22 protein-coding genes are annotated in these 24,859 nt (G+C 42.2%); 14 read left to right on the top strand and 8 right to left on the bottom strand.

Going from position 1 to position 24,859, the window contains the following annotated elements:
• Positions 1 to 41: 41 nt before the first annotated feature.
• Positions 42 to 1,466 (top strand): NADP-dependent glyceraldehyde-3-phosphate dehydrogenase, encoded by a 1,425-nt coding sequence (locus PHA78_RS06865; RefSeq protein WP_105182346.1) that lies wholly within the window; start codon positions 42 to 44, stop codon positions 1,464 to 1,466.
• A 528-nt stretch (positions 1,467 to 1,994) separates the two neighbouring features.
• Here the strand turns inward: PHA78_RS06865 and PHA78_RS06860 are convergent.
• Entirely contained in the window at positions 1,995 to 3,482 is a 1,488-nt protein-coding gene (locus PHA78_RS06860) for a DUF1846 domain-containing protein (RefSeq protein WP_105182345.1), read from the bottom strand.
• Between the two features lie 273 nt (positions 3,483 to 3,755).
• Here PHA78_RS06860 and PHA78_RS06855 point away from each other — a divergent pair, with 273 nt between their 5' ends.
• Both PHA78_RS06855 and PHA78_RS06850 read left to right on the top strand, forming a co-directional pair.
• Positions 3,756 to 5,024 carry an MFS transporter gene (locus PHA78_RS06855; RefSeq protein WP_105182344.1) on the top strand — a complete coding sequence of 423 codons (1,269 nt, stop codon included), beginning with the start codon at positions 3,756 to 3,758 and terminating at the stop codon, positions 5,022 to 5,024.
• A 10-nt stretch (positions 5,025 to 5,034) separates the two neighbouring features.
• Positions 5,035 to 6,075, top strand: a complete 1,041-nt coding sequence (locus PHA78_RS06850) for an ArsR/SmtB family transcription factor (protein WP_105182343.1) — start codon at positions 5,035 to 5,037, stop codon at positions 6,073 to 6,075.
• A 226-nt stretch (positions 6,076 to 6,301) separates the two neighbouring features.
• Here the strand turns inward: PHA78_RS06850 and PHA78_RS06845 are convergent, their stop codons facing one another.
• A complete protein-coding gene (locus PHA78_RS06845; protein ID WP_105182342.1) occupies positions 6,302 to 7,309 on the bottom strand; it encodes an acyltransferase family protein in 1,008 nt (335 codons plus the stop codon).
• Positions 7,310 to 7,498: 189 nt separating this feature from the next.
• Here PHA78_RS06845 and rnc point away from each other — a divergent pair, with 189 nt between their 5' ends.
• Genes rnc through ftsY form a run of 5 tightly spaced genes read left to right on the top strand, consistent with a single transcriptional unit; the run spans position 7,499 to position 14,606 of the window.
• The gene (rnc, locus tag PHA78_RS06840) at positions 7,499 to 8,185 is read left to right on the top strand and encodes a ribonuclease III (RefSeq protein WP_024377267.1); all 687 of its coding nucleotides are present in this window, start codon (positions 7,499 to 7,501) and stop codon (positions 8,183 to 8,185) included.
• A 2-nt stretch (positions 8,186 to 8,187) separates the two neighbouring features.
• Positions 8,188 to 11,721, top strand: a complete 3,534-nt coding sequence (smc, locus tag PHA78_RS06835; protein WP_272157881.1) for a chromosome segregation protein SMC — start codon at positions 8,188 to 8,190, stop codon at positions 11,719 to 11,721.
• Positions 11,718 to 12,527, top strand: coding sequence for a Cof-type HAD-IIB family hydrolase (locus PHA78_RS06830; protein WP_172100795.1), 810 nt, complete (start codon positions 11,718 to 11,720; stop codon positions 12,525 to 12,527). Before smc ends, PHA78_RS06830 begins: the two co-directional genes overlap by 4 nt.
• On the top strand, positions 12,517 to 13,329 hold the full coding sequence (locus tag PHA78_RS06825; protein WP_105128202.1) for a Cof-type HAD-IIB family hydrolase: 813 nt from the start codon (positions 12,517 to 12,519) through the stop codon (positions 13,327 to 13,329). Before PHA78_RS06830 ends, PHA78_RS06825 begins: the two co-directional genes overlap by 11 nt.
• Positions 13,330 to 13,331: 2 nt before the next feature.
• Positions 13,332 to 14,606 (top strand): signal recognition particle-docking protein FtsY, encoded by a 1,275-nt coding sequence (ftsY, locus tag PHA78_RS06820; RefSeq protein ID WP_004299108.1) that lies wholly within the window; start codon positions 13,332 to 13,334, stop codon positions 14,604 to 14,606.
• A 326-nt stretch (positions 14,607 to 14,932) separates the two neighbouring features.
• Here ftsY and PHA78_RS06815 read toward each other — a convergent pair whose 3' ends face one another.
• The 6 genes from PHA78_RS06815 to PHA78_RS06790 all read right to left on the bottom strand — a co-directional run bounded on the left by PHA78_RS06815 (position 14,933) and on the right by PHA78_RS06790 (position 19,576).
• On the bottom strand, positions 14,933 to 15,280 hold the full coding sequence (locus PHA78_RS06815) for a GNAT family N-acetyltransferase (protein ID WP_238139806.1): 348 nt from the start codon (positions 15,278 to 15,280) through the stop codon (positions 14,933 to 14,935).
• 1 nt (position 15,281) lies between these two features.
• On the bottom strand, positions 15,282 to 15,956 hold the full coding sequence (locus tag PHA78_RS06810; protein WP_099807120.1) for a DNA alkylation repair protein: 675 nt from the start codon (positions 15,954 to 15,956) through the stop codon (positions 15,282 to 15,284).
• A gap of 188 nt (positions 15,957 to 16,144) precedes the next feature.
• Positions 16,145 to 17,632 carry a glucose-6-phosphate dehydrogenase gene (gene zwf / locus PHA78_RS06805; RefSeq protein ID WP_044668739.1) on the bottom strand — a complete coding sequence of 496 codons (1,488 nt, stop codon included), beginning with the start codon at positions 17,630 to 17,632 and terminating at the stop codon, positions 16,145 to 16,147.
• 78 nt (positions 17,633 to 17,710) lie between these two features.
• Positions 17,711 to 18,526, bottom strand: a complete 816-nt coding sequence (locus PHA78_RS06800; RefSeq protein WP_099831484.1) for a TIGR03943 family putative permease subunit — start codon at positions 18,524 to 18,526, stop codon at positions 17,711 to 17,713.
• On the bottom strand, positions 18,523 to 19,428 hold the full coding sequence (locus tag PHA78_RS06795; RefSeq protein ID WP_105182337.1) for a permease: 906 nt from the start codon (positions 19,426 to 19,428) through the stop codon (positions 18,523 to 18,525). Before PHA78_RS06795 ends, PHA78_RS06800 begins: the two co-directional genes overlap by 4 nt.
• A 1-nt stretch (position 19,429) precedes the next feature.
• A complete protein-coding gene (locus PHA78_RS06790) occupies positions 19,430 to 19,576 on the bottom strand; it encodes an SPJ_0845 family protein (protein WP_002936026.1) in 147 nt (48 codons plus the stop codon).
• Between the two features lie 122 nt (positions 19,577 to 19,698).
• Between PHA78_RS06790 and ligA the strand changes: the two genes are divergently transcribed.
• The 6 genes from ligA to PHA78_RS06760 all read left to right on the top strand — a co-directional run bounded on the left by ligA (position 19,699) and on the right by PHA78_RS06760 (position 24,859).
• Positions 19,699 to 21,657, top strand: a complete 1,959-nt coding sequence (gene ligA, locus PHA78_RS06785) for an NAD-dependent DNA ligase LigA (protein WP_272157880.1) — start codon at positions 19,699 to 19,701, stop codon at positions 21,655 to 21,657.
• 10 nt (positions 21,658 to 21,667) lie between these two features.
• Positions 21,668 to 22,711: a diacylglycerol kinase family lipid kinase gene (locus PHA78_RS06780; RefSeq protein ID WP_272157879.1), complete on the top strand. Its 1,044-nt coding sequence runs from the start codon at positions 21,668 to 21,670 to the stop codon at positions 22,709 to 22,711.
• A 136-nt stretch (positions 22,712 to 22,847) separates the two neighbouring features.
• Positions 22,848 to 23,048, top strand: a complete 201-nt coding sequence (locus PHA78_RS06775) for a F0F1 ATP synthase subunit C (RefSeq protein WP_002936021.1) — start codon at positions 22,848 to 22,850, stop codon at positions 23,046 to 23,048.
• Between the two features lie 36 nt (positions 23,049 to 23,084).
• Positions 23,085 to 23,801 (top strand): F0F1 ATP synthase subunit A, encoded by a 717-nt coding sequence (atpB, locus tag PHA78_RS06770; protein WP_002936020.1) that lies wholly within the window; start codon positions 23,085 to 23,087, stop codon positions 23,799 to 23,801.
• A gap of 17 nt (positions 23,802 to 23,818) precedes the next feature.
• Positions 23,819 to 24,325, top strand: coding sequence for a F0F1 ATP synthase subunit B (gene atpF, locus PHA78_RS06765; protein WP_272157878.1), 507 nt, complete (start codon positions 23,819 to 23,821; stop codon positions 24,323 to 24,325).
• The gene (locus PHA78_RS06760; RefSeq protein WP_002936016.1) at positions 24,326 to 24,859 is read left to right on the top strand and encodes a F0F1 ATP synthase subunit delta; all 534 of its coding nucleotides are present in this window, start codon (positions 24,326 to 24,328) and stop codon (positions 24,857 to 24,859) included.

The following is a 24,859-nucleotide window of genomic DNA, read 5'->3' as shown; positions in this document are numbered from 1 at the left end:
AATATGTTACAATAATCACATTATATTCAAAGGAGGAAAAAATGAAGGCGTATAATAATTATATTAACGGTTCTTGGGTTGGATCAGAAAAATCAATCGCGATTCACTCACCGATTAATCAAGAAAAACTAGGTACAGTACCTGCTATGTCAAAAGAAGAAGTTGATAAGGCGATGGATGCTGCTAGAAAGGCATTGCCCGCTTGGCGTGCCCTTTCAGCATTTGAACGTGCTCAATATTTGCATAAGGCAGCAAATATTTTGGAAGAACGTAAAGATGCAATCGGTGAAATTTTAGCTAAAGAAGTTTCGAAAGGGCTCAAGGCTTCCATCGGTGAAGTGGATCGTTCTGCACATTTAATTCGTTTTGCTGCAGAAGAGGGTTTGCGTGTCTATGGTTCATCATTAGAGGGTGGAACCTACGAGCCAACTGCAAAGTCAAAAGTTTCTTTAGTTCGTCGCGAGCCGGTTGGTATTGTATTGGCGATTGCGCCTTATAACTATCCTGTCAATTTGTCTGCTTCAAAAATTGCTCCTGCTTTAATTGGTGGTAACGTGGTAATGTTTAAACCACCAACGCAGGGTTCAATTTCTGGTCTATTGTTGGCAGAAGCTTTTGCAGATGCTGGTATCCCAGCGGGTGTCTTTAATACCATTACTGGTCGCGGTTCAGAAATTGGTGACTACATCATTGAACATCCAGAAGTAAACTTCATTAACTTTACGGGTTCAACGCCAATTGGTCAAAAAGTCGGTAAATTAGCAGGCATTCGTCCAATTATGCTTGAATTGGGTGGTAAGGATGCAGCAGTTGTTATGGAAGATGCGGATTTGGACCACACTGCAAAAGAAATTGTAAGTGGTGCCTACAGCTATTCAGGTCAACGTTGTACGGCTATTAAGCGTGTTCTTGTTATGGATTCTGTAGCTGATGAATTGGCTGCGAAGTTGAAAGCAGAAGTTGAGAAATTGACTGTCGGTGATCCATTTGAGAACAAGGACATTACGCCAGTTATTGACGAACAATCAGCAGAATTTATTGAAGGTCTGGTTAGAGATGCTCAGGCAAAAGGTGCAACTGAATTGACACCATACAAACGTGAGAAAAACTTGATTTGGCCAACCCTTCTTGACCATGTTACACCAGATATGGAAATTGCTTGGGAAGAACCGTTTGGACCAGTTCTTCCAATTATTCGTGTTTCATCATTGGATGAAATGTTGGAATTGTGTAACCAATCTGAGTATGGTCTTCAATCTTCTATCTTTACAAGCAACTATCCATTTGCTTTTGATTTTGCTTCTAAATTAGAAGTTGGTACGGTTCATATCAATGCCAAGACCCAACGTGGTCCAGATAACTTCCCGTTCTTGGGTGTCAAGGGTTCAGGAGCAGGTGTTCAAGGTATCCGTTATAGTATCGAAGCGATGACGAAAGTGAAGTCAGTGGTATTTGACGTTCAATAAAATAATAAGGGAGTGGGACAAAAATTGGTAACCCGCAGGGTTCGATGAGTCGTTAGCCCACCCCCGCACAGTTGAGTAGGGCTGTAAAGAGGCTGGGCAGAAAGTCCAGCCTCGCTTCTCAGAGTTCGTGTCAACATCTCAGCGCAGTGGTTGATTGGCAGATTTGTTCGTGTTTCACACTCCAAATCTGACCTATACGACTGATGCGAACAGAGTTCGCTTCATCTCCAACCTCAAACTGTCTCCCAGACAGTTTGAGCTGTGTGGGGGTGGGAGTGAAACAGTCTGGGGATAGACTGTTTCAGCTCAACAACTTAAAACGAAAAATTGTTGACGAACTCTTTTTAAACTGGTCGAGTTCTTTCCCACTCCCTAATTAGAGCCCACTCAACCACTGCGTCAAGTTTAACTATTGAAAAAAACTAAGGAGGCCAGGACTTTTGTCCCAGCCTTTTTTTCTTATATACAGGCAACCATTCAATCACGAAAAAAGTTCTAACCTCAAAATGAGATTAGAACAAGATTTGTTTATTTAGCATGATAAAACTTATTATGTTGGTAAATTGGATCAAAGGTGAGATTGATACCTAATTTACGAAGGACACTCTTATCTTCATCAGAAAGGATAACAGTTGAGTGTGCTTCGCTACCATTTAATTTGCCCAATTCTTTCATGGCACGTGCAGCAAGAGGGCTGTCTTGTGCAGTAATGGCAAGGGCGTTAAGAATCTCACTTGCATCGAGTCGTGTATTGGTCTTATCCAGATAATCTGCCTTCAATTCTTGAATTGGACGGATGTAGTTTGGTTCGATGAGAAGTGTTTCATCATCGATGTTAGCAATTTGCTTGATGGCATTGAGAAGGACAGTTGCAGTTGGTTTAAGGAGGTCGGATGTCTTACCTGTTACAATCTCTCCAGTTGGCAACTGAATAGCAAGGGCAGGGCTAGTTGTCAGCTCTGCTTTTTCGCGCGCAGCGATAACAACCTTACGATCTGCTGGTGTCACACCGACTTCATTCATGAGGAGTTCAATCTTTTTAACTGCCTGCTCGCTCACCCGCTCTGCCTTGAAATCAACCAAGGTCTGGTAGTAGCGGCGGATGATTTCTTGCTTGGAAGCCTCAATAGCAGCTTTTTCATCTACGATAGAATAGCCCACCATGTTAACCCCCATGTCTGTCGGTGAGGCGTATGGTGATTTGTTCAAAATACGTTCAAAGGTACGGTTGAGGACAGGGAAGACCTCGATGTCACGGTTGTAGTTGACCGCAGTTTTACCGTAAGTTTGAAGATGGAAGGGGTCAATCATGTTGAGGTCGTCCAGGTCAGCAGTTGCTGCTTCATAGGCCAAGTTAACGGGATGGTGGAGTGGTAAGTTCCACACTGGGAAGGTTTCAAACTTGGCATAGCCTGATGTTACGCCATGCAGTTGGTCGTGGTAAAGTTGGGAGATACAGGTTGCCAATTTACCTGAACCAGGTCCAGGTGCGGTGACAACTACGAGATTGCGACTAGTTTCAATGTAGTCATTTTTGCCCATGCCTTCTGGTGAAATGATGTGGTCGATATCAGAAGGATAACCCTTGATTGGGTAGTGGAGATAGGACTTGATACCATGTTTTTCCAACTGTTTGCGGAAGGCGTCTGCGGCTGGTTGATTGCGGTACTGGGTAATGACCACAGAACCAACATAAATATCAATATCATTAAATGTATCAATCAAGCGGAAGACTTCTTGGTCGTAAGAAATGCCTAGGTCGCCGCGTGCCTTAGAATGCTCGATATTGCTGGCATTGATGGCGATGACAATTTCTACTTGGTCTTTTAATTCTTGGAGGAGTTTGATTTTATTATCTGGTTCATAGCCAGGTAAAACACGGGCTGCGTGGAAATCTTCCAGCATTTTTCCGCCAAATTCCATATAGAGTTTACCTTCAAATTGGGCAATACGCTCTAAAATGTGATCACGTTGCAAATTCAAGTATTTAGTTGAATCAAATGCGATTTTTTTCATTATAAATATGTCCTCCAAATATGTATTATTCTCTGGGAAAACAAAAAATAGCTCCCTAAAACTAGGGAGCCTTTTCTCCGACCTCTCAAAAGAGGTGCCCGAACAATACTATAACAAACTGTGCTAATCTTGTCAAGAAAAAGTCAGATAGAACAAAAATTAAACAATTGCTTAAAAAATATTTAATTTTTATAAAATTAAGTATTGACTTTATTAAAATAAAGTGTAAAATAATATTAAACAAATGTTTAATTAAATTAAAAGGAGTTTCTTATGAAAAAATTAGTCAACAATAAATTGTTCCTGTCCAGCTTTGTAGCGGACTTGATTTCTAACTTTGGAGATACGCTTTACTATCTGGCTTTGATGAACTATGTTTTACTCTTGCCAGATACCAAGTTTGCCTTAGCTATGATTACCGTATCTGAAACCTTGCCGATTTTGGCAGGCCTCTTCATCGGGATTTGGGCAGACAAGACCAAAAACAAATTGGATACCATTCTTGCAACTCTGGTGGTTCGTGTCGGTCTCTATGCCTTTGTTGGCTTCTTGATGGGATTTTCCCCAGCCCTGTGGATTGTAGCAGTCGTATGTGTCATCAATTTCTTGTCTGATTTGTCGGGTCAATATGAAAATGGCCTTTATATGCCAGTCAGCCTGCGAGTAGTGGCTGCTGAAGACCGTGAAACAGCTATGGCTTTTAAAATGACTGTTAAAAATCTCTTGCAGATCGCCTTTCAAGCCAGTGGTGCCATCCTGATCGGATTTATGTCTTATCAAAACCTAGCCTTCTTCAACGCTGGGACCTTCTTGTTCAGTCTTGCGATTATGGCAGGTTTGCGTCCAGCTTTTGCCAAGTTGTTGAAAGAGAGTCCTATCCAAGAAGTTGAACAAACCGAAACAGAAGCAGGACTTATCAAGGGAATTGGTCAGAGTATCAAAGATTCCTACCAAGCCGTGCAGAATATTCCTGTTCTTAAAGCGTCAATCATTACCATTGCAAGCTTGAATGCGATTTTTACTGCCCTCTCACCATTAGCAATTCTTAATATGAAGGAGTTTTCAGACTTTGTGATTGTCAATGCAGGAACAACCGTTGCTTTGATTTCCATTCTATTCTCAGTTGGTAGTATCTTGGGGTCAAGTATCGGTATGGCTCTTTTCAAAAATGTTAGCTTGGTCAACCTCCTCAAGTTTTCTACTCTTATGCCTGTTTTACTTTTCTCAGGTTTCTTTCTTCACAATATTTATGTGGTATTGGCAGTGATCTTCGTAACGGCAGTGACACTGGGAATTTTCAATCCAAAAATGAGTGCTCTGGTTATGAATGAATTGCCAGAAGATAAATTAGCGACAGTCGGTGGAGGGATTGATGCTTTCTGCCAGATTGGTATGGTAGCAGGTCAAGCTCTGGTTGCCATTATGGTGACGGTGCTTTCTGCGACAAGTATTTCTCTCATCTTCCTCTTGCTTTCTGTGGGACTAGTAAGCTATACTATTCTTACAGGATCTAAACCTGCAAAGTCATTAGTGAATATTTAGAAAGAAAACTATGAAATTAGATTACCGAGATTATAGAAGCGAGATTGTCGAAAAATTCTTTATTCCTTTAATTGTCAAGGAGCGTGAGGAACCGATTGAGGCGGATTTTTCACAGAAAGAAAAAGACATTCTCAAAGATGCCTTGGACATTCGTGATGAGATTGAAGAAAAGTTGGCAGATTTTCGTCAGGAAGTCAATCAAGTCTTTGTCTGGGGACATATCTTTACAATCCTGCACACCTTGTATTTCTACCTCTTGGATCAAGGACAGGATCCAAAGACAGTCGAGGAGGCTTGTCAGCTGATCTTGGCCTTATCGCAAGAAGAAGTAGAAGATGCCATGCGAACCATGTTGGCGTCTGAAAATGACGGACATCGTGAGAAGACCCTTAGCCTCATGGAACTCTTGGAAAAAACGGATAAAAAGCCGGCAGATAAGTGGTACTGGTCACTGGCTATTCGCAATCCTTTGGAAACAGTTCAGCGGTCTGTCCATCTCTTGGATAAGCTGCTCCCAATCTATCAGCCCTATTTTGAGCTGGCAAGGGCGGAGCGTGAAAAATTTGCTCATGAATTTGACATTGAAAAACTCTATCAAGAGTCCAAGCGGTTATCCATGACTAGCTTGGATGCTTTGAGTGTTGAAAATGCTCAATTCTTCGTTCTCAGTCCGTGGAATTATTGGTTTGCTTATTATGGCAATGAACAATTTGACTATATGAAAGTCGCTCTTTTAGCTTCCTGTCGAATTGATCAGATTATGCTGTCAAATGACGAGCTGGATCTGGATGATTTGACAACGGCTCTTAAAGTCATCAGCGACAGCACGCGCTATCAGGTCTTGGTGGAGCTGACCAAGCCTCATGCCAAGAGCAAGGACATTGCAGAACGCCTGGCTATTACAGGGGCGGCAGTGTCTTTCCACACCCAGAAACTGATTAACGGCGACCTGCTTCTCTTTAATGCTAAAGACAAGAATGTCAAATACAGTGTCAATCGTGACCTGCTCCTACAGGTGATTGATAAGTTGAAAGAGGATTTTGATTTGTAAAAAAGCCTTGTAAGTTAAGTCTTACAAGGTTCTTTTGTGCTTATATTCTTCGAAAATCAAAATCAGACGTTGTTGACTTGATTTGATGAGTGAAAAGGTCCAGTGGATCTTTTCAGCCTGTTCCCTTGAAATATAATAAGGAACAGTGTTCTATCCGCATCTTACGGTCACGAACCAAGTTCGTCTAATTTCCGACCTCCAACAGTCTATTCCCAGACTGTTGGAGCTAGTCTGTTTTTGATTTTCTTTGAGTATTAATGATTAACCAGCTGAGCAGTTGGCAAGTGATGATGGTGATAAAGAAAACCAGCCAACCTTGCTGTATTTTGGTCAGGGAACTAGTTTCTAGGAAGAAAAAGCTGATTTCCACTGGGATAACATGGATAAAATAATAATAGCTGGCGTATCCTTTGAGAAATTGGAATTTTTTCTGGCGGAAGAGATCTGTGGTTAGGGTCCAGGCGACTAGATAGGCTGTGAATGGAATCAGGCTAAATAGAAAGTTCTTGTCGTAGCCCTGTTTGAGATAGATGACAGTGGCTTCAAAAGCTAAAAGGGCTGAGCAGACAAGTAGTTTGTTTTTTTGTCGGTATTGGAAAATGGGGTGATTGAGTTTGTCGGCTAGATAAAAGCCTGTCAGGACAAAAATCGGTGCGTAGAAGAGGCCGTTGCGGCTGGTGAAAAAGAAGGTTTTGTAATTGTCAAATGCGGTTAGTAAAGCCGATTCTGCCAGGTAGGAGGAGTAGGTTTCGACTGAGCCTAGAAGATAGAGAAGGCAGGCTAAACAAGCTGTGATGCGCCAGCCCCATTTCTTCAAGGAAAAATGGACGAGGACAAGGCCGAGCAAGAAGGCGGGCATGTACCAGAGTTGGTAGCTGGTGCCAGTGTAGGTCAGGCCGACTAGGAGAGCGAGGGGATAGTAGTGAAGGGGGATTTCTTGGAGTGTTAGGTAGATGAGGTAGAAGGGGAGGTAGAGGGCGGACCAGGTCAGGTATTGTTTGCTGTAGCGGATGAGGTATTGTTTGGGGAGACTGGGGTAGTTGCGTCGGAGGAAGAAGCTGGCTGTGACCATGAAGTAGGGAACGACCATGCGACTAAAGATTGATTTTTGGATGAAGTGGAGCTGTTCTGCTTCAAATAACCTGCGGCAATGGAGGGCGATAACGAGAATGGCTCCGATGAACTGGATGAGGGAGAGGAGTGATGTATTAAGTGGTTTTGTTTTATTTTGCATGCTAACGTTTTTCTTTTTTTCTTCTATTTTATCGAAATCTGATGAATATGTAAATGTTTGCAAAAAGATGTGGAGAGGTGCTGGCTGAAACTTAGTTGACAAGAGAAGTCCAGTGGAAAATATGGTATAATGTTAGGACGGAGTAAATGTAAACCATCTATTTCGTTTAAGTTAGAAAGGAGCATATAGATGAAAGATTTACATGCAAAATTATTGGCTGATTTTGGGATTGATTTTTCGGATTTGAATTTATTAGAGACGGCTTTTACCCATACTTCTTATGCCAATGAGCATCGCCTTCTAAAAATTTCACATAATGAGCGCTTGGAATTTTTAGGAGACGCTGTTCTCCAGTTGATGATTTCCAAATATCTCTATCAAAAATATCCTGATAGCCCCGAAGGTGAGATGTCCAAGTTGCGTTCGACCTTTGTTCGTGAAGAATCTTTAGCGAGTTTTTCACGGGCCTGTGGTTTTGATCGGTTTCTTCGTCTTGGTAAGGGGGAAGAGAAGTCTGGAGGGCGAAATCGCGATACTATTTTAGGAGATGCTTTCGAGGCGTTCTTAGGAGCTCTGCTATTGGACAAGGGGGAAAAGACCGTGGAGGAATTTATCCATAAGGTCATGATTCCTCGTTTAGAAAAAGGGAATTTTGAACGCGTGACCGACTATAAGACTGCTTTGCAGGAAATTTTGCAGGTCAATGGTGAGATTGCTATTTCGTATCAAGTAATAGCTGAGTCTGGACCTGCCCATGATAAGACCTTTGAAGTGGAGGTATCTGCAGACCAGCGTGTGATTGGTCGTGGTCGTGGTCGTTCTAAGAAATTAGCTGAACAAGCCGCCGCCAAAAATGCTGTGGAGGCTAGAGGATAGGTATGTATCTAAAATCAATTGAAATGCAGGGCTTCAAGTCCTTTGCGGATAAGACTAAGGTAGTCTTTGATCGTGGAGTGACTGCTGTTGTAGGGCCGAATGGTTCTGGCAAGTCCAATATTACAGAAAGTCTACGTTGGGCCTTGGGAGAGTCGTCTGCAAAAAGCCTACGTGGAGGCAAGATGCCAGACGTCATCTTTTCGGGAACAGAAAGTCGCAAGGCTCTTAACTATGCCTCGGTTGTCGTGACCTTGGATAATAGCACAGGTTTTATCGCCAATAAACAGAAAGAAATCAAGGTAGAACGCCACATTTATCGATCTGGTGATAGTGAGTACTTGATTGATGGGCAAAAGGTTCGTCTACGGGATATTCATGATCTTTTCATGGATACGGGCTTGGGACGTGATTCTTTCTCTATCATTTCACAAGGGCGGGTTGAAGCAATTTTCAATTCCAAGCCTGAGGAACGCCGTGCTATTTTTGAGGAGGCTGCAGGGGTCTTAAAATACAAGACGCGTAAAAAAGAAACAGAAAGTAAGTTGGCACAGGCCCAGGGCAACTTGGACCGCTTGGATGATATTATCTATGAATTGGATAATCAGGTCAAACCATTGGAGAAACAGGCACAAACTGCTAAGAAATTTCTAGAATTAGATGGTCAACGTAAGGAATTATACTTAGATGTTTTGGTGGCTCAGTTGTCGCTTGGTAAGGAAAAGTTATCGGAAAAAGAAGCCGAACTAGAGTCTGTCAAAACTGAATTGACTAGCTACTACAAACAGCGTTCTGAGCTGGAGCAAGAAAATCAGAACTTGAAAGAGAAGCGCCACCGCCTTTCAGAACAATTGGAGCGTGAACAGGCAGTTCTGTTGGATTTGACCAAGTTAATCAGTGATTTGGAGCGAAAAATTGAGGTCCATAAACTGGAATCTAGTCAAAACGAATCAAGTCGTCAAGAAGCGCAGGCGCGTTTGGAAAACTTGTTGACTAGACGAGAGCAGTTGGCAGAACAGATTGAGCAAAAGCAAGAAATGCTTACGCAATTAGATAGTTCCTTGTCTAGCTTGAAAGACGATATTGCTGCGGTAGACAAAGAAATTTCCTACTTTTCAGAAGATCCTGATCAGGTTTTAGATCATCTGCGTGAACAGTATGTTGCTCTGATGCAGGAAGAGGCAGAAGCTTCAAACCGTCTGACCAAGATTCAGCAGGATATTGCCAATCAAATCAGTCTTTCTGAGAGTAAATCTGAAGACTTGGCACGCTTGCAGACGGAAAAACAAACAGCTCAAGAAGTACTTGATAAGAGTCGGAAAAGTTTAGAAGAAGCTGATCACGTGTTACGCCAGTTACTTGAGAGCTATCAGACCAAAAAATCAGAATTGGATCAAACCCAGACTGCTTATCAGGCTGAGCAAGGTCGCTTGTTTGATTTGCTGGATCAGTTGAAAGGTAAGCAGGCTCGCCAGTCTAGTTTAGAAGCTATTTTAAAAAATCACTCCAATTTCTACGCAGGGGTTAAGGCTGTCTTACAGGCGGCACCAAGCTTAGGAGGAATTATTGGAGCAGTCAGTGAACAATTGACCTTTGATACTCGTTACCAAACGGCTTTGGAAATTGCTCTTGGCGGTGCTAGTCAAAACGTCATCGTTGAAGATGAAGCGACTGCTAAACGAGCTATCGCATTTTTGAAAGAAAAACGGCAAGGACGGGCAACCTTCTTACCTCTAACAACTATCAAGCCACGTCAGCTTTCTGGACTGCAAGTCTCTTTACTAGAATCTTCAGAAGGATTCTTGGGGCTTGCAAGTGATTTGGTGACTTATCAGCCAAATTTAGATGCGATTTTCCAAAATTTGCTAGGTACTATTGCGATTTTTGATAGCATTGACCATGCCAACCAGGCGGCGCGTGCGACCAAGTTTCAAGTGCGTATGGTGACCATGGATGGAGCGGAAATCCGTCCTGGTGGAGCCTTTGCTGGTGGTAGCAATCGAAATAACAGCACGACCTTTATCAAACCAGAACTAGATGCTCTTTTAGGAGAAATAGCAGAGCTGTCTAGCCAGTTGCAGGAGCAAGAAAGCTTGGTTGCAGCTAAGAAAACTAGCTTAGACCAGACCAGAGAAACCTTGGAAACGATTAAGGCGGAGGGGGAAGAAGCTAGATTGAACCAGCAGAGCGCAAGGATTCATCAGGAACAGGCAGAAAATAGACTGGCTCAGCTATCAGCCCAGTATGACCTGCAAATGAGTCAGGTTAGTCCGACCATTTTGACTGAGCTAGAAGAGGCTGCTGCTAAGGAAGAAGTAAATGTCCAAGCCTTGAATGAGAAAAAACTAGCCTTGGATCAACAAATCAATCAAGTTCGTGATAATCGCGACAGTATTCAAGAAAGCTTGCAGAAACTACAGACTCAGAAGGGTCAACTAACTTTGGAACAGGCTGAACTGACTAGCCAACTTCGTTTTGAACAGACAGATTTGAGACGTTTGCAAGAAGAAAAAGTGGTTGCAGATAAGGAAATTTCTCTTTTAGAGGATATGATTGACCAGAAGCTAGAAGCTCTTGAAGATACTAGTATTGAGATTCTTGAAGAACAATTGCAGGCCGCATCTGATAAGCAGAACCAGACCAATCAGATTCTAATTCGCTTAAAGTTTGAATTGGAAGATATTGATGGGCAGTTTGAAGACTTGGAAGAAAGATTGCAACAAGCTCGGACTAAGAATGATGATTTGATCCGTAAGCAGGCTAAGTTAGAGGCGGATTATGAGCAAGTGGGCGATAAATTACGGACTTTACTTGGTAATTTGACCGAGCATTTTAAATTGAGTTTTGAAGCTGCCCAGTCTCAGGCCAAGGAAGTTGAGAATCTTGCAGTTGCTGAACAAAGCCTCAAAGACCTAGAAAGAGCTATTCGTGCTTTGGGCCCAGTCAATTTGGATGCTATTGAGCAGTATGACGAGGTCAATAACCGTCTGACCTTCCTCAATGAGCAACGGACAGATATTTTGTCGGCGCGTGATTTACTACTAGATACTATCCACGAGATGGATGATGAAGTCAAAGAGCGCTTCAAGGTTACTTTTGAAGCTATTCGTGAAAGCTTTAAGCAGACATTCAAACAAATGTTTGGCGGTGGTTCAGCGGATTTGATTTTGACAGAAGGTGACCTATTGACTGCGGGTGTGGAGATTTCAGTTCAACCTCCGGGTAAGAAAATTCAATCTCTCAATCTTATGTCAGGTGGCGAAAAAGCCCTTTCGGCCCTCGCTCTGCTATTTTCCATTATCCGTGTTAAGACCATTCCTTTTGTAATTCTCGATGAGGTGGAGGCAGCCTTGGATGAGGCCAATGTCAAACGTTTTGGCGACTACCTCAACCGATTTGATAAGGAGAGTCAGTTTATCGTCGTGACCCACCGTAAAGGGACCATGGCGGCAGCGGATGCCATGTATGGGGTGACCATGCAGGAATCTGGTGTGTCAAAGATTGTTTCCGTTAAGCTGAAAGATGTGGAGAAATTATGATTAACAAAATTTACGCCAGTGATATGGATGGTACCTTTTTACGAGAAGACCATAGTTTTGATAAGGAACGGTTTCGTCGTATACTGAATCAGTTTAAGGAAAAAGGTTATTTATTTGTGGCAGCAAGTGGGCGATCTATGCAAAGCCTGAAACTTGTTTTTGAAGATTTTGTAGATGAAATCGGTTTTGTGGCAGAAAATGGTTCAATCGTTGAATATCAGGGGCAGACTATCTTTATGGATGATCCAATTAGTCCTGAAATCTATCTGCCGATTATCGCGGGTATTGATGCAGGTCCCTTTGGTAGCAGTCAGTCCATGGTGCTGTCTGGACTCGAAAACTTTTATTTATTAAAAAATGCTGAGCCTCAGTTTTTAGAAGCGATGACGAATTATTACGCACATTTTCGATTGGTAGACACATTTGAAGAAGTTCGAGAAGAGATTATAAAAATCAATGCCAAATTTTCTCCTGAGGAAATGGACGATGCCAGACGATGGTTAAATGATACATTTGAAGGTGTAACGGCCATGACAACTGGTTTTGACAATATTGATATAATTCCAAATGGTTCAAATAAATCAGTTGGATTGAGCCATCTCTGTGCTCATTTTGGAATTACCAGTCAGGATGTAGTGGCATTTGGTGATAATCAAAATGATTTAGATATGTTTGACTTTGCAGGTCTGGCTCTTGCGACAGAAAATGCAAGAGAGGAAGTGAAGGCCCAGGCAGATTCTATTATTGGTCATTGCAATGATGGATCAGTATTAGCCTATTTAGAGGAGGAAGTAAATGGCAATTAAGTTGATTGCATTGGATTTAGATGGAACACTTCTGACATCGGACAAACGGATTTCAGAAGCTAATAAAAAGGCCTTGCAGGCAGCGCGTGAGCGTGGAGTTCATGTAGTTCTGACAACAGGGCGTCCTTTACAAGCTATCGGCACTTTTCTAGAAGAACTAGATCTGCTAGGGGAGAATCAATATTCGATTACATTTAACGGTGGTCTAGTCCAGGAAAATACAGGTCGAGTTTTGGATAAGGTTGGCTTCACCATTGAAGATGTGCGCACCATCCGTCGTGTGACAAATGACTTGGACCTGCCTCTGGATGTTCTCTATGGTGGCGATGTCTATTCTCTACCATCAGCTCATGAATCACTTTATCTAACTTGTAATCCATTGCTTAATAAAATTGTGGCAAGCGATGAGGAAATGCCAGAAGATTTTGTCTACAATAAGGCAGTTTCAGCTGTGGCAGCAGACTTTTTGGATGGACAAATTCCAAAAATTCCTGCGGAACTTCACGAGCGCTTCGAGATTTTCAAATCGCGTGATATTCTGCTCGAATGGAGTCCAAAAGGTGTTCATAAAGCAAATGGTTTGGCTAAGTTGATTGCCCATCTGGGAATTGACCAGTCAGAAGTTATGGCCTGTGGCGATGAAGGAAACGATCTTTCGATGATTGAATGGGCTGGTTTAGGGGTTGCCATGGCAAACGCAACTGAAGAAATCAAATCAGCAGCAAACGTCGTTTTACCAAGAACCAATGATGAAGATGGCATTGCTTGGGCCATCGAGCACTATGTATTGAATGAGGACTAAGTATGGGATTATTTGATCGATTATTTGGACAAGAAAAACAAGAGGAGCAAGTCGCTCTTGTTGAAGAAGTGGAGACAGATCAGTTAGATTCTAGTGAAGATACAGAAGCAGCTGAAACTGAATCAGTTACTCAAGAAACTGCTGTTGCAGAGGAGCCTGCGGGGAATACAGACCTCTCAGCAGAGCAAGAAGCTCAAAAACAACGGACTTTGGATATGATGGCTCAATATTATGCAGCCAAAGAAGCCGCTGCGGCTCGAGTGAAGGAAGCGCAGGAACAAGGCTTTGACCCTGCTATTCAAACCAAGGTCAAGGAAGAGCCTGTTGAGGAAGTTGCTCCAGTAGAGCAAGAAAGTGAGCAGGACAAGTACCAGCGAACCTTGAAAAAAACTCGTACAGGTTTTGGGGCAAGGCTTAACGAATTCTTTGCCAATTTCCGTTCGGTTGATGAAGAATTTTTCGAAGAGTTGGAAGAAATGCTGATTTTGTCAGACGTAGGGGTGCAGGTTGCCTCTACACTGACAGAGGAGCTCCGCTATGAAGCCAAGCTACAAAATGCCAAGAAGACAGATGAACTCCGTCGTGTTATCATCGAAAAATTGGTGGATATTTACGAAAAAGATGGTCAATTCAGCGAGCAGATCAATTTCCAAGATGATTTGACCGTCATGCTCTTTGTTGGTGTCAACGGTGTTGGGAAGACGACGTCTATCGGTAAGTTAGCCTACAAGTACAAGCAGGCTGGTAAGAAGGTCATGTTGGTCGCAGCGGACACCTTCCGTGCAGGTGCGGTAGCCCAGCTGGTCGAGTGGGGTCGCCGTGTCGATGTGCCAGTGGTCACAGGACCTGAAAAGTCAGACCCAGCTAGTGTGGTTTTTGATGGGGTAAAACGTGCCGTGGCAGAAGGCGTGGATATTCTCATGATTGACACAGCAGGTCGCTTGCAAAATAAAGAAAACCTCATGGCAGAGCTGGAAAAAATCGGTCGCATCATCAAACGAACCCTACCTGATGCACCACATGAAACCCTCTTAGCATTGGATGCTTCCACAGGTCAAAACGCTCTCAGTCAAGCCAAGGAATTTGCAAAAATTACCCCATTGACTGGGCTAGTCTTGACTAAGCTAGACGGTACAGCAAAAGGTGGTGTTGTCCTTGCTATCCGTCAGGAACTGGATATTCCAGTGAAACTGATTGGTTTCGGTGAGAAAATAGATGACATCGGAGAATTCAAATCCGAAGAGTTTATGCGTGGGCTTTTGGAAGGATTGGTATAGAAAAAAGTCGTTAGTTCAATGAACTAGCGACTTTTTCTATCTGTATGCAACAGTGAGTAAATGGCAATATCCACAATGCCACGATTGTTTCGAGCGGCTTGGCGGAGAGTGCCTTCGTAGGTCATACCGACTTTTTCCATGACACGACCAGACGGACGGTTCTTACTACCGTGAACAGCTGTAATCAGTAAACAGCCGCCCTCTTCTAGTAGAAAGCGAGTGACTTCGGGCAGTATAGTCTTTTAGTTTACTTTTAGTACTAGGCAACGAGCTGCAGACAGTACTAGAGTACGGCAAAGCGAGTTAACGAAGTAATAAAAGAAAAACTAAATGACTAGATAGCCTTGGCCCCACCATTGTCTGCTAAACACCCAACCTAATTCAGCAGCCTGTACCCGTTCATCTAGACTGACGACGGAAATATCTCCAATAGGTTGCTGACTTTCTTTGAGCTCGATTACCCACCTGTATGTTTCTTCCTGTGAATAGGATTGGATACAGAACTGGATGTAGTCTTGGGTGTCTTGAATTGTCTGATGAGTTGGCCAGGTCAGATAGGTGGTAACCTTTTCATCTGAAGTCCAGTTTTGGAAAACGGGCTCAACATCTGTTGCTTGAAAAGGGCGCAAAATCAGTCGTTCTGTTTCTAAAATCTGAGTTCCTTTATGTTGCATCTCATTTCCTCCTCAGCAATGCCTCAATCCAGTCGGGTGCATAGGCAGAAGTACAGCCTTTTGGAACCTTCATATCGGAATAGACAGCGAGTTCCTGACCGATTGCAAGTCCCTGTTCCAGATAGTCGGGATAGGCAACCGCAATCTCCACCAAACACTGATTCATGGTCCATTGAACAAGTGGGTCTGCGGTTTGTAAATGCTGGCTAATATAAGCTAGCATTTCTTCAATTTCTTGGTTTGTTGCTGTTTTTCCAGCAAAGTATTTGGCGCGGAGGAACCAGCCAAGTCTGTTAAAGATGGCCTCGTCTTTGGCAAGTAAGATTTCTTCCCAATCCTTACTGTCTTTTCGTTTGCTGAGGATAATGGAAGCCAGCTTATCGAGAACATTGACAGAAACCTGTTCACTGAGGCAGTTCTCTAAATCAGCTAGGGCCAGCTGGTCTGGCTTATTTTTTGCAATTTGAATAGCTAAATATTGTGCCTCTAGGACCCCTGTTTGCCAGAGTTGAGCAAACAAGTCCAGTCGATTTTTATAGGCCTTGGCGATACCAGAAATAGCTCCCATTGGAACGCCGTAGTAGGGCTTGGTTTCACCAATTTTTTCATAACGCTTGAGGGTGCCAGCATGGCTGGCTGCTTGGAGTTGTGTGAGAATGGTGTTTAATTCAGTCATAAATATCTCCGAAAAAAACTGGATTGCTCCAGTTTTTATATGTAGTCGTTTAGTTTGCTTTTAGTACAAGGCAACGAGGTGCAGGTTGCTAGAACAGCCTAGAGGCTATTCTAGGTTGGAAATAAGACATGCGAAGCAAGTCACTTTCGTGGAGTACGGCAAAGCGAGTTAACGAAGTAATCAAATGACTATTTCAATAAGCCACGTTCACGATACCATACATCAGGTGTCCAGACCCACTTGCAACCGTAGCTTTCTAGCAAATCAAAGGCTGCCTCAGGTCCCATAGTTCCAGCTGGATAGGTGTGGAGTGGGACTTGGTTGCTTGCCCACAAATCAACAATGCGGTCAATCAAGCTCCAGCTTGCTTTCACTTCTTCCCAATGGCTAAAGTTAGTAGAATCACCATTTAGGACATCGAAAAATAGTTTTTCGTAGGCTTCGGGTGAATTTCCAAGAGCAGTTGCATTGTGGCGGAAGTTGAGTTTGGCAGGAGTAAGAGCGAAGTGAGAACCAACTTCTTTACCATTGATGGAAAGCATAAAACCTTCTGTTGGTTGGATAAAGATGGTCAAGACATTGGCTTCAGAAGGTTGACCAAAAATATCTTCTGCATGTTTAAAGGTGATAGTTACGCGCGTGCCTTTTTCAGTCAGGCGTTTACCTGTACGGAAGAAGAAAGGAACATCACGGAATCGGTCAGTATCGACGAAGAAGACGCCTCCAGCAAAGGTTTCTGTCTGAGAAGCTTCGGCAATATTTGGTTCATCCAAGTAGCTAACGTAGTCTTTTCCGTCGATGGAACCTGCTGCATATTGACCACGGATGAAGTTGCGCTTGAGGTCTTCGTCAGAAGGCTGACGCAAGTGTTGGAAGACCTTGATTTTCTCAGCGCGGACATCTTCCTCCTTGAAGCTGGCTGGCTTATCCATTGCTAGAAGGGAAAGAACTTGAAGGGCATGGTTTTGCACCATGTCTTTTAAGGCGCCAGAATGATCGTAGTAGCCCCCACGATCCTCAACACCAATCGCTTCAGCAAATGTAATTTGGACGTTATCGATGTAATCGCGGTTCCAAATATGCTCAAAAATGATATTGGCAAAGCGAACCGCAAAGATATTTTGTACCATTTCCTTGCCTAGGTAATGGTCGATGCGGTAGATTTGGTCCTCATTGAAGGCTGCTGCCAATTCATCATTGAGTTTGGTAGCTGTAGCAAGGCTAGTTCCGAAAGGTTTTTCAATAATCAAGCGTTCAAAACCTTGTCCATCAACAATCTGCTCAGATTTGAGGTGTTTGGCAATGGTTCCGAAAAATTCAGGCGCCATAGAGAGGAAGAAGACCTTGTTGTGCTGGGTATCGTATTTTTCACATAAGTCATCCTGCAATTTACGAAGAGCTACATAATGTTCCGTGTCATTGACATCATGGCTTTGGTAGTAGAAATGACTAGCAAATTCATGAGCTTGACGTGGTGTGTCAGGCAGATCACCCAGTGATTCAATGACGGTTTGCTCAAAAAATTCCTTGGTCCAGGGTCTGCGAGCTGTACCAATTACTGCAAAGTTTTCCTTGATGTGTCCAGCCTTATAGAGGCGAAATAAAGATGGGTAAAGTTTGCGTTTGGCAAGGTCGCCACTAGCACCAAAAATTGTAAACAATACATGTGATGACATAATTTCATTCCTATCTGTTGAATATCATTAATAGTATACCACAAATTGTCAGAAAATTCACTTTTTGAGTTGGGATTATTAGAAAACACGGTAGACATACGGGGAATCTGGCTGTTCAATCTGAACCATCGATTGTAATTCAAGTGTTGGGAGATTTTGTTTCAACGATGTGTGGTAGGAAACCTTGATTGTTCCTCTGGTTTTTACCCAAGTATTGTTAGGAAATTCTGTGGTAGCCCCCGTAGAGAGTAAGCCATATACCCCAGAATCAGCAATGCAGTGAATAATACCAAAGCGGAAAAGGAAAAATTGCTGGCTATTGTCAGGGTCATTGTAGACAAATCCAATCATTTCAATCGTTTTTCCTGAAAATTCCGTAGGATAGTCGTAGATTGCTTCCATCACTTCCATATAGTTTTCATTAGTAACAACAATGGTTTCTTCAGCCAAGTATCTATCAGCAATTTCACGCATCTGGTTTTGATAGGCAGATTTTGTAAAATAAATAGAAGTATCAGGCTTGAGATACTGAACAGTCGTCCCTTCTTGGTTTTGTGTATTAGCATCGTTTTCTGCTGCTAGTGGGAAATGATAGCCCTTGGCAGCAACAGTTGTTGAATCCAGGCTTACCGTAGGAAAGAGCCAGGCTATAGCAAGAGGAATGAGCAATAGTCCAATGCTTGATAGTTTGGCAATTTTGCTTTTTAAATGGCTATGTACTCGAATTTCTTTTACCCAGACATACAATTGTACGATGGCAAGTATGAAAGATAAAATCATGGATAGATAGGCTAGATAGCTATAGTGCAGATTGATGTATTGGTCTAATTTTCCAGAAATATAGAGATACATGGTCATCTCAAAATAGCCTGCAAGAATTAAAAAACGAATCATACTACACCTCCAAGTATCAGACTATATCCCAAAATAACGAGAGTGATAGTAATGATAAAACCGGCTATAAATTTTCCCTTGAAATAATGTTTCATCATGAGCAAGTTTTTAACATCCACCATGGGTCCGATAACTAAGAAAGCCATTACTGGGGCAAATCCGAAGCTGGATAGTAGGGATGCACCAATAAAGGCATCGGCTTCAGAACATAGGGAAAGAAGAAAGGCCAGCAACATCATCAGTATAATAGCTGTTAATGGACTGTGACCGATGGTAGTCAGGACAGCAGTTGGAATATAGACTTGTACGAGACTGGCAAATAGACAACCAAAGACTAGGTAACGTCCCGTATCAAAAAATTCATCAATGGCATGAATAAGTGCGAAGCCAACTTTTTGCCAGCTGGTTTTATCTGAATAATCATGCTGGTGATGGTCAAACTTGCTTCCTTTAAGAATTTGTCCTTTTACGAAAAAACCAAGAATGATTCCCAATACTAGGGATACAATGATGGCTCCTAGGGCTCTATAGAGGGCGAAAAGTAGGGAATTGCCAAAAGCGGTAAAGGTTGCAAAAAGGACGATAGGATTAATGACAGGCGCCGTTACTAAAAAGGGAACAGCAGTGTAACTCGGCACTTTTTTCTCTAATAGCCGATTGACAATAGGGACAATACCACATTCGCAAGACGGAAAAATGAAGCCGATAAAGGTTCCAAATAGAATGGCAAGAAACTTGTTCTTGGGAAGGAGTTTATGGACTTTTTCAGGGGTGATAAACACATCAATAAAGCCAGAAATCAATGCTCCAATCAACACAAAGGGCAAGGCTTCAATCATGATAGACAGGAAAATAGCCCCCGCCTGTAGGACGGAGGTAGGTAATTGATCAAGACCGAACATATTATTTTTTATCCTGATTCAAGTTGTTTTTCTCGGAATTTTCTTTTGATTTTGGATCAGGATACTCAATTTCTTCCAGTTTTTCAAATGAAGCAAATTCTTCCAGCATCTTTTCTAAATCATCTTGTCGTTTATAGGTTACAGCCATAGGGCACCTCCAAAAATTTTATATACACATTATACATTTTTTACTAAAAATTATCTAAAGGAATCTGTTTTTATTGAAGCGCAAATATAGTTCGCACCTTCAAATCATGATATAATATTCTTATGAAAACAAGAATATCAGAATTAGTTAGCGTGCTCAATCAATACGCTAAAGAGTATTATCAATTGGACAAACCTAGCGTATCAGATGCAGAATATGATACGCTTTATCGTGAATTAGTAGAACTGGAAACAGCTCATCCAGAACTGATTTTACCAGATAGTCCTACCCATCGGGTCGGGGGAAAGGTGCTAGACGGATTTGAAAAATATAGTCATGTTTATCCTCTTTTTAGTTTGCAGGATGCTTTTTCTCGTGAAGAATTAGAAGCTTTTGACCAGCGAGTTCGCAAGGAATTTCCTCAAGCAACTTATATCTGTGAATTGAAGATTGACGGTCTATCTATTTCCCTGACCTATGAAGCGGGTAATTTAGTCGTGGGTGCTACACGTGGTGACGGTAGTGTCGGTGAAAATATCACAGAAAATCTCAAACGAGTGGCTGATATTCCTTTGACCCTACCCGAAGCTGTGGACATCACTGTCCGAGGTGAGTGTTATATGCCAAAGGCTTCCTTTGACCGTGTTAACAAACAGCGTCAGGAGGCTGGGGAAGCTGAATTTGCTAATCCGCGTAACGCAGCGGCAGGAACTCTTCGCCAATTAGACACAGGTGTCGTGGCCCAGCGTGGACTTGCAACCTTCCTCTACCAAGAAGCTAGTCCATCTGAAGCGACTAGTCAGTCACAAGTACTGGAGAAACTGGATGCTCTGGGATTTGTGACCAACCACGAATATTGCTTGGCGGAGTCGATTGATGACACGTGGGATTTTATTGAAAAAATAGCAGAGCGTAGAGATGATTTACCCTATGAGATAGATGGTGTTGTCATCAAGGTAAATGATTTAGCTATACAAGAAGAACTAGGATTTACAGTAAAAGCGCCACGATGGGCAGTAGCTTACAAGTTTCCAGCTGAGGAAAAAGAAGCAGAAATCTTGTCGGTTGATTGGACTGTTGGCCGAACAGGTGTTGTGACACCAACTGCCAATCTTAGTCCTGTTCAACTGGCAGGAACGACTGTCAGTCGAGCGACCTTGCACAACGTAGACTATATCGCCGAAAAAGATATTCGTATTGGCGATACGGTCATTGTTTATAAGGCGGGAGATATTATTCCAGCAGTTCTGAAAGTGGTGGACAAGTATCGAAAAGAGCAAGAAATCATGCCCATTCCTAGTCATTGTCCGTCTTGTCAGAGCGACCTACAACACTATGAGGACGAAGTTGCCCTCCGCTGTATCAACCCTATTTGTCCTAGCCAGCTGATGAGTAAGTTGGAACATTTTGCAAGTCGGGATGCCATGAACATCGCAGGACTAGGGTCTTCAATCGTTGAAAAACTCTTTGGAGCAGGCTTGGTACACGATGTTGCTGATATTTATAAATTAACTGTTGATGACCTATTGACCTTGGAAGGTTTCAAAGAAAAATCAGCTGACAAGCTCTATCAAGCCATTCAAACTTCTAAGAGCAACTCAGCAGAACGCCTCCTATTTGGACTAGGTATTCGCCATGTAGGTAGTAAGGCAAGTAAGATTTTAGTAGAAAAATTTGGTGATTTAGAAACTCTAGCATTTGCTGATCAAGAAGCAATTGCTTCGCTAGAAGGTCTTGGTCAGGTTATTGCTAAGTCTTTGACAACTTTTTTTGCTAGTGAGGGTGCGCAACAACTTTTAGCCGAACTTAAGGAAGCTAAGGTAAACTTAACCTATCTCGGACAAGTAGTAGATGAAAATGCTGCGCTATCGGGTATGACAGTTGTACTGACTGGTAAATTGGAGCGAATGAAACGAAACGAAGCCAAAGCTAAGTTAGAAGCTTTAGGGGCAAATGTAGCGGGATCTGTTTCTAAAAAAACTAATCTTGTGGTTGCCGGAACAGATGCAGGCAGTAAATTGACCAAAGCACAGGAGCTAGGTATCGAAATTAAAGATGAGGCTTGGTTAGAGAGCTTGTAAAGGTAAAACGATGGAAGAAAGAAAACGTGCTAGACTAATATATAATCCGACCTCAGGTCAAGAAATCATGAAGAAAAATGTGGCCGAAGTATTGGAAATTTTGGAAGGCTACGGTTATGAAACTTCAGCTTTCCAAACAACTGCTGAGAAAGACTCTGCAAAGAATGAAGCTACACGTGCGGCGCTTGCAGGCTTTGACTTGATTATCGCGGCTGGTGGAGATGGAACAATCAATGAAGTCGTCAATGGAATTGCTCCGCTTGAAAAACGTCCGCAGATGGCCATCATACCGACTGGCACCACCAATGACTATGCGCGTGCCTTAAAAGTGCCTAGGGGAAATCCTGTAGAAGCAGCTAAGGTTATCGGTAAGCAGCAGACCATTTTAATGGATATTGGTTTAGCCAAAAATCAAAAAAATGGTTTTCATCAAGAACATTATTTTATCAACATTGCTGCGGCAGGTACACTTACGGAATTGACCTACAGTGTTCCCAGTCAACTTAAGACCATGTTTGGCTATTTGGCCTATGTAGTAAAAGGAGCAGAACTCCTGCCACAAGTACAATTTACACCTATTCGTGTAGAGCATGACGAGGGAGTATTTGAAGGCTCGGTTTCAATGATTTTTGTTGCCTTAACCAATTCAATTGGAGGTTTTGAACAGATTGTTCCCGATGCTAAGTTAGATGATGGTAATTTTACCTTATTGATGGTTAAAACAGGGAATCTATTTGAAATTCTGCATCTGATTCGTCAAGTCTTAGACGGTGGCAAACACATTGAGAGTGATTTAGTTGAATACATAAAAACCAAGAGCCTATCCATCGAAAATCTGAACCCAGATAACCGTCTACTGCTCAATCTAGATGGAGAGTTTGGTGGGGAAGCCCCTGTTCGTCTGTACAACCTATCAAACCATATAGAGTTTTTCGCAGATACAGATCTGGTTTCTGACCATGCAATCACTCTTGATACTGATCAGATGAATCGAGAAGATATGGCCAAACGATTCATTGAAGAAACAGACCATATTGATGAAGCTATTAAATAGGAAGAAAAGATGAAATACTCTTTTCTTTTTATTTTACAAAAACGAATTAAACGCTTACAATGGCGGTATTTTCTTGACAAATAGATGTTTTAGGAGTATCCTTACATGGTATTAAATTTTAAAAGGAGAATTCGTTATGAGTTTAGGCGCATTGGCCCTTGGATTGGCCTGTCTTGGTGTAAGTATCGGTGAGGGACTGTTGGTGGCTTCATACCTTAGTTCGACTGCACGTCAACCAGAAATGCAAAGTAAATTGATGGCTGGTGTATTTTTGGGTGTTGCCTTTATCGAGGGAACTTTCTTCGTAACCTTGGCTATGACATTTGTCTTGAAATAGTAGAAAATAGAGAAATAGAAAAGGGGGGAACCTCCATTGGAAGAACATTTAAGTCCAACCCTTACCCTTGGTCCCGTAACCTTTGACCTGACCATGGTATTGGTTTCTGTCATTACCATTTCCATTATTTTCTTACTTGTTTTTTGGGCTAGTCGTCGGATGGAGCTCAAGCCTAAAGGAAAACAGAATGTTTTGGAGTACGTTTACGAATTGACCATCAATTTTACAAAAGGGAATCTTGGCGATGCGGAAGCAAAGCGGTATTCCTTGTTCTTCTTTACAGTCTTTACTTTTCTTTTGGTTGCCAATAATCTAGGTTTGATGACCAAATTGGAAACAGCAGAAGGACATAATTTGTGGACTTCTCCAACGGCCAATATGGCTTACGATTTCGGTTTGGCAACAATTGCAACAGTATTTTGTCATGTTGAGGGTATTCGTCGTCGCGGTTTCAAGGCATACCTCAAATCTTTTGTGACACCCTGGGCTATGGCTCCAATGAACATTTTGGAAGAAGTGACCAACCTTGTGTCGCTTGCTCTTCGTCTGTACGGTAACATTTATGCTGGTGAAGTGCTTGTCTCTCTTCTTCTACAATTATCTCAACAAAGTGCACTTGCATATCCAATTGCCTTTGCTCTGAACGTTGTTTGGACAGCATTTTCTGTATTCATTTCATGCTTGCAGGGATATGTATTTATCATGTTGGTATCTATGTACTTAAATAAAAAAATCAGTAGTGAGAGTGAATAGGAAAGGGAAAGACAACTATGGCAACAACTATTACAATGCAATCTAGTACCATTCTTGGAAACTTTATCTTGGTAACAGTCTCATTTGCAGTACTTATTATTCTTATTCGTGTTTTTGCGTGGGATAAAATTACAGGTATTTTTGAAGAACGTGCCAATAAGATTGCGAACGATATTGATGCTGCAGAAGAAAAATTAACAGCAGCAGCAAACCTTGTTCAACAACGTGAAGATGAGTTGGTACAGGGACGTATTGAAAGTCAAAAGATTATTCAAGATGCGGTTGAACGTGCAAAACTAGAGAAAAAACGAATTTTAGAACAAGCTGAAGTTGAGGCTCAAGCTCTAAAAACAAAAGCGACAATGGAAATTGAAGCTGACAAACGTGAGGTACAGGAAAACTTGCGCGTTCAAGTTGCTGAATTGGCAGTTGATCTTGCAAGCAAAATTATTTTGGAAGATTTGGACCAACAAGCTCATAGTAACTTGATTGACCGTTATTTGGACAAACTAGGAGACAAGTAGATGAACGCTAGAGAAAATGCCATCGTGCAAAAATATGCTCTATCATTTGTTGAAAAAGTCAGTGATCATGCAGATATTTGGGATATGTATGACCAGATTTCTGACTTGATTTCCATCATTCATGATAGTAAGCTGAATCGAATCTTGCTGTCAGCGACAGTATCGAGAGAAGAAAAGGCTGATTTTGTAAGGACGGTACGTCAATCTAGTTTCTGGCAAATCAATGACTTGATTGAAGATGTTATTCGTGATGGTCATGCAGACTTGCTTCTTGAAACCCTTGAGCGTGTCCAATTACAAATCAGTAAATTTAAAAATGAATTTGAAGCCCGTGTGGTTTCGGTCTATCCGTTGACAGAAGCTCAAAAAGAGCGTCTCCGTCACTTGGTAGAACAACGATTTTCCTTGCGTGTACGCAATATCACGGAAGAACTTGATCAAAGTCTCCTCGGTGGTTTTATTGTAACGGTTAACCATAAGGTAATCGATGCAAGCGTTCGGACACAGTTGAAGGACGTTAGAAAAAAACTTTAG

It is taken from the genome of Streptococcus sp. HN38 (genome assembly GCF_028335765.1).
Taxonomy (GTDB): domain Bacteria; phylum Bacillota; class Bacilli; order Lactobacillales; family Streptococcaceae; genus Streptococcus; species Streptococcus suis_P.
Note: the sequence above shows the minus strand (reverse complement) of the source record. Positions and strands in the feature narration are given on the sequence as shown.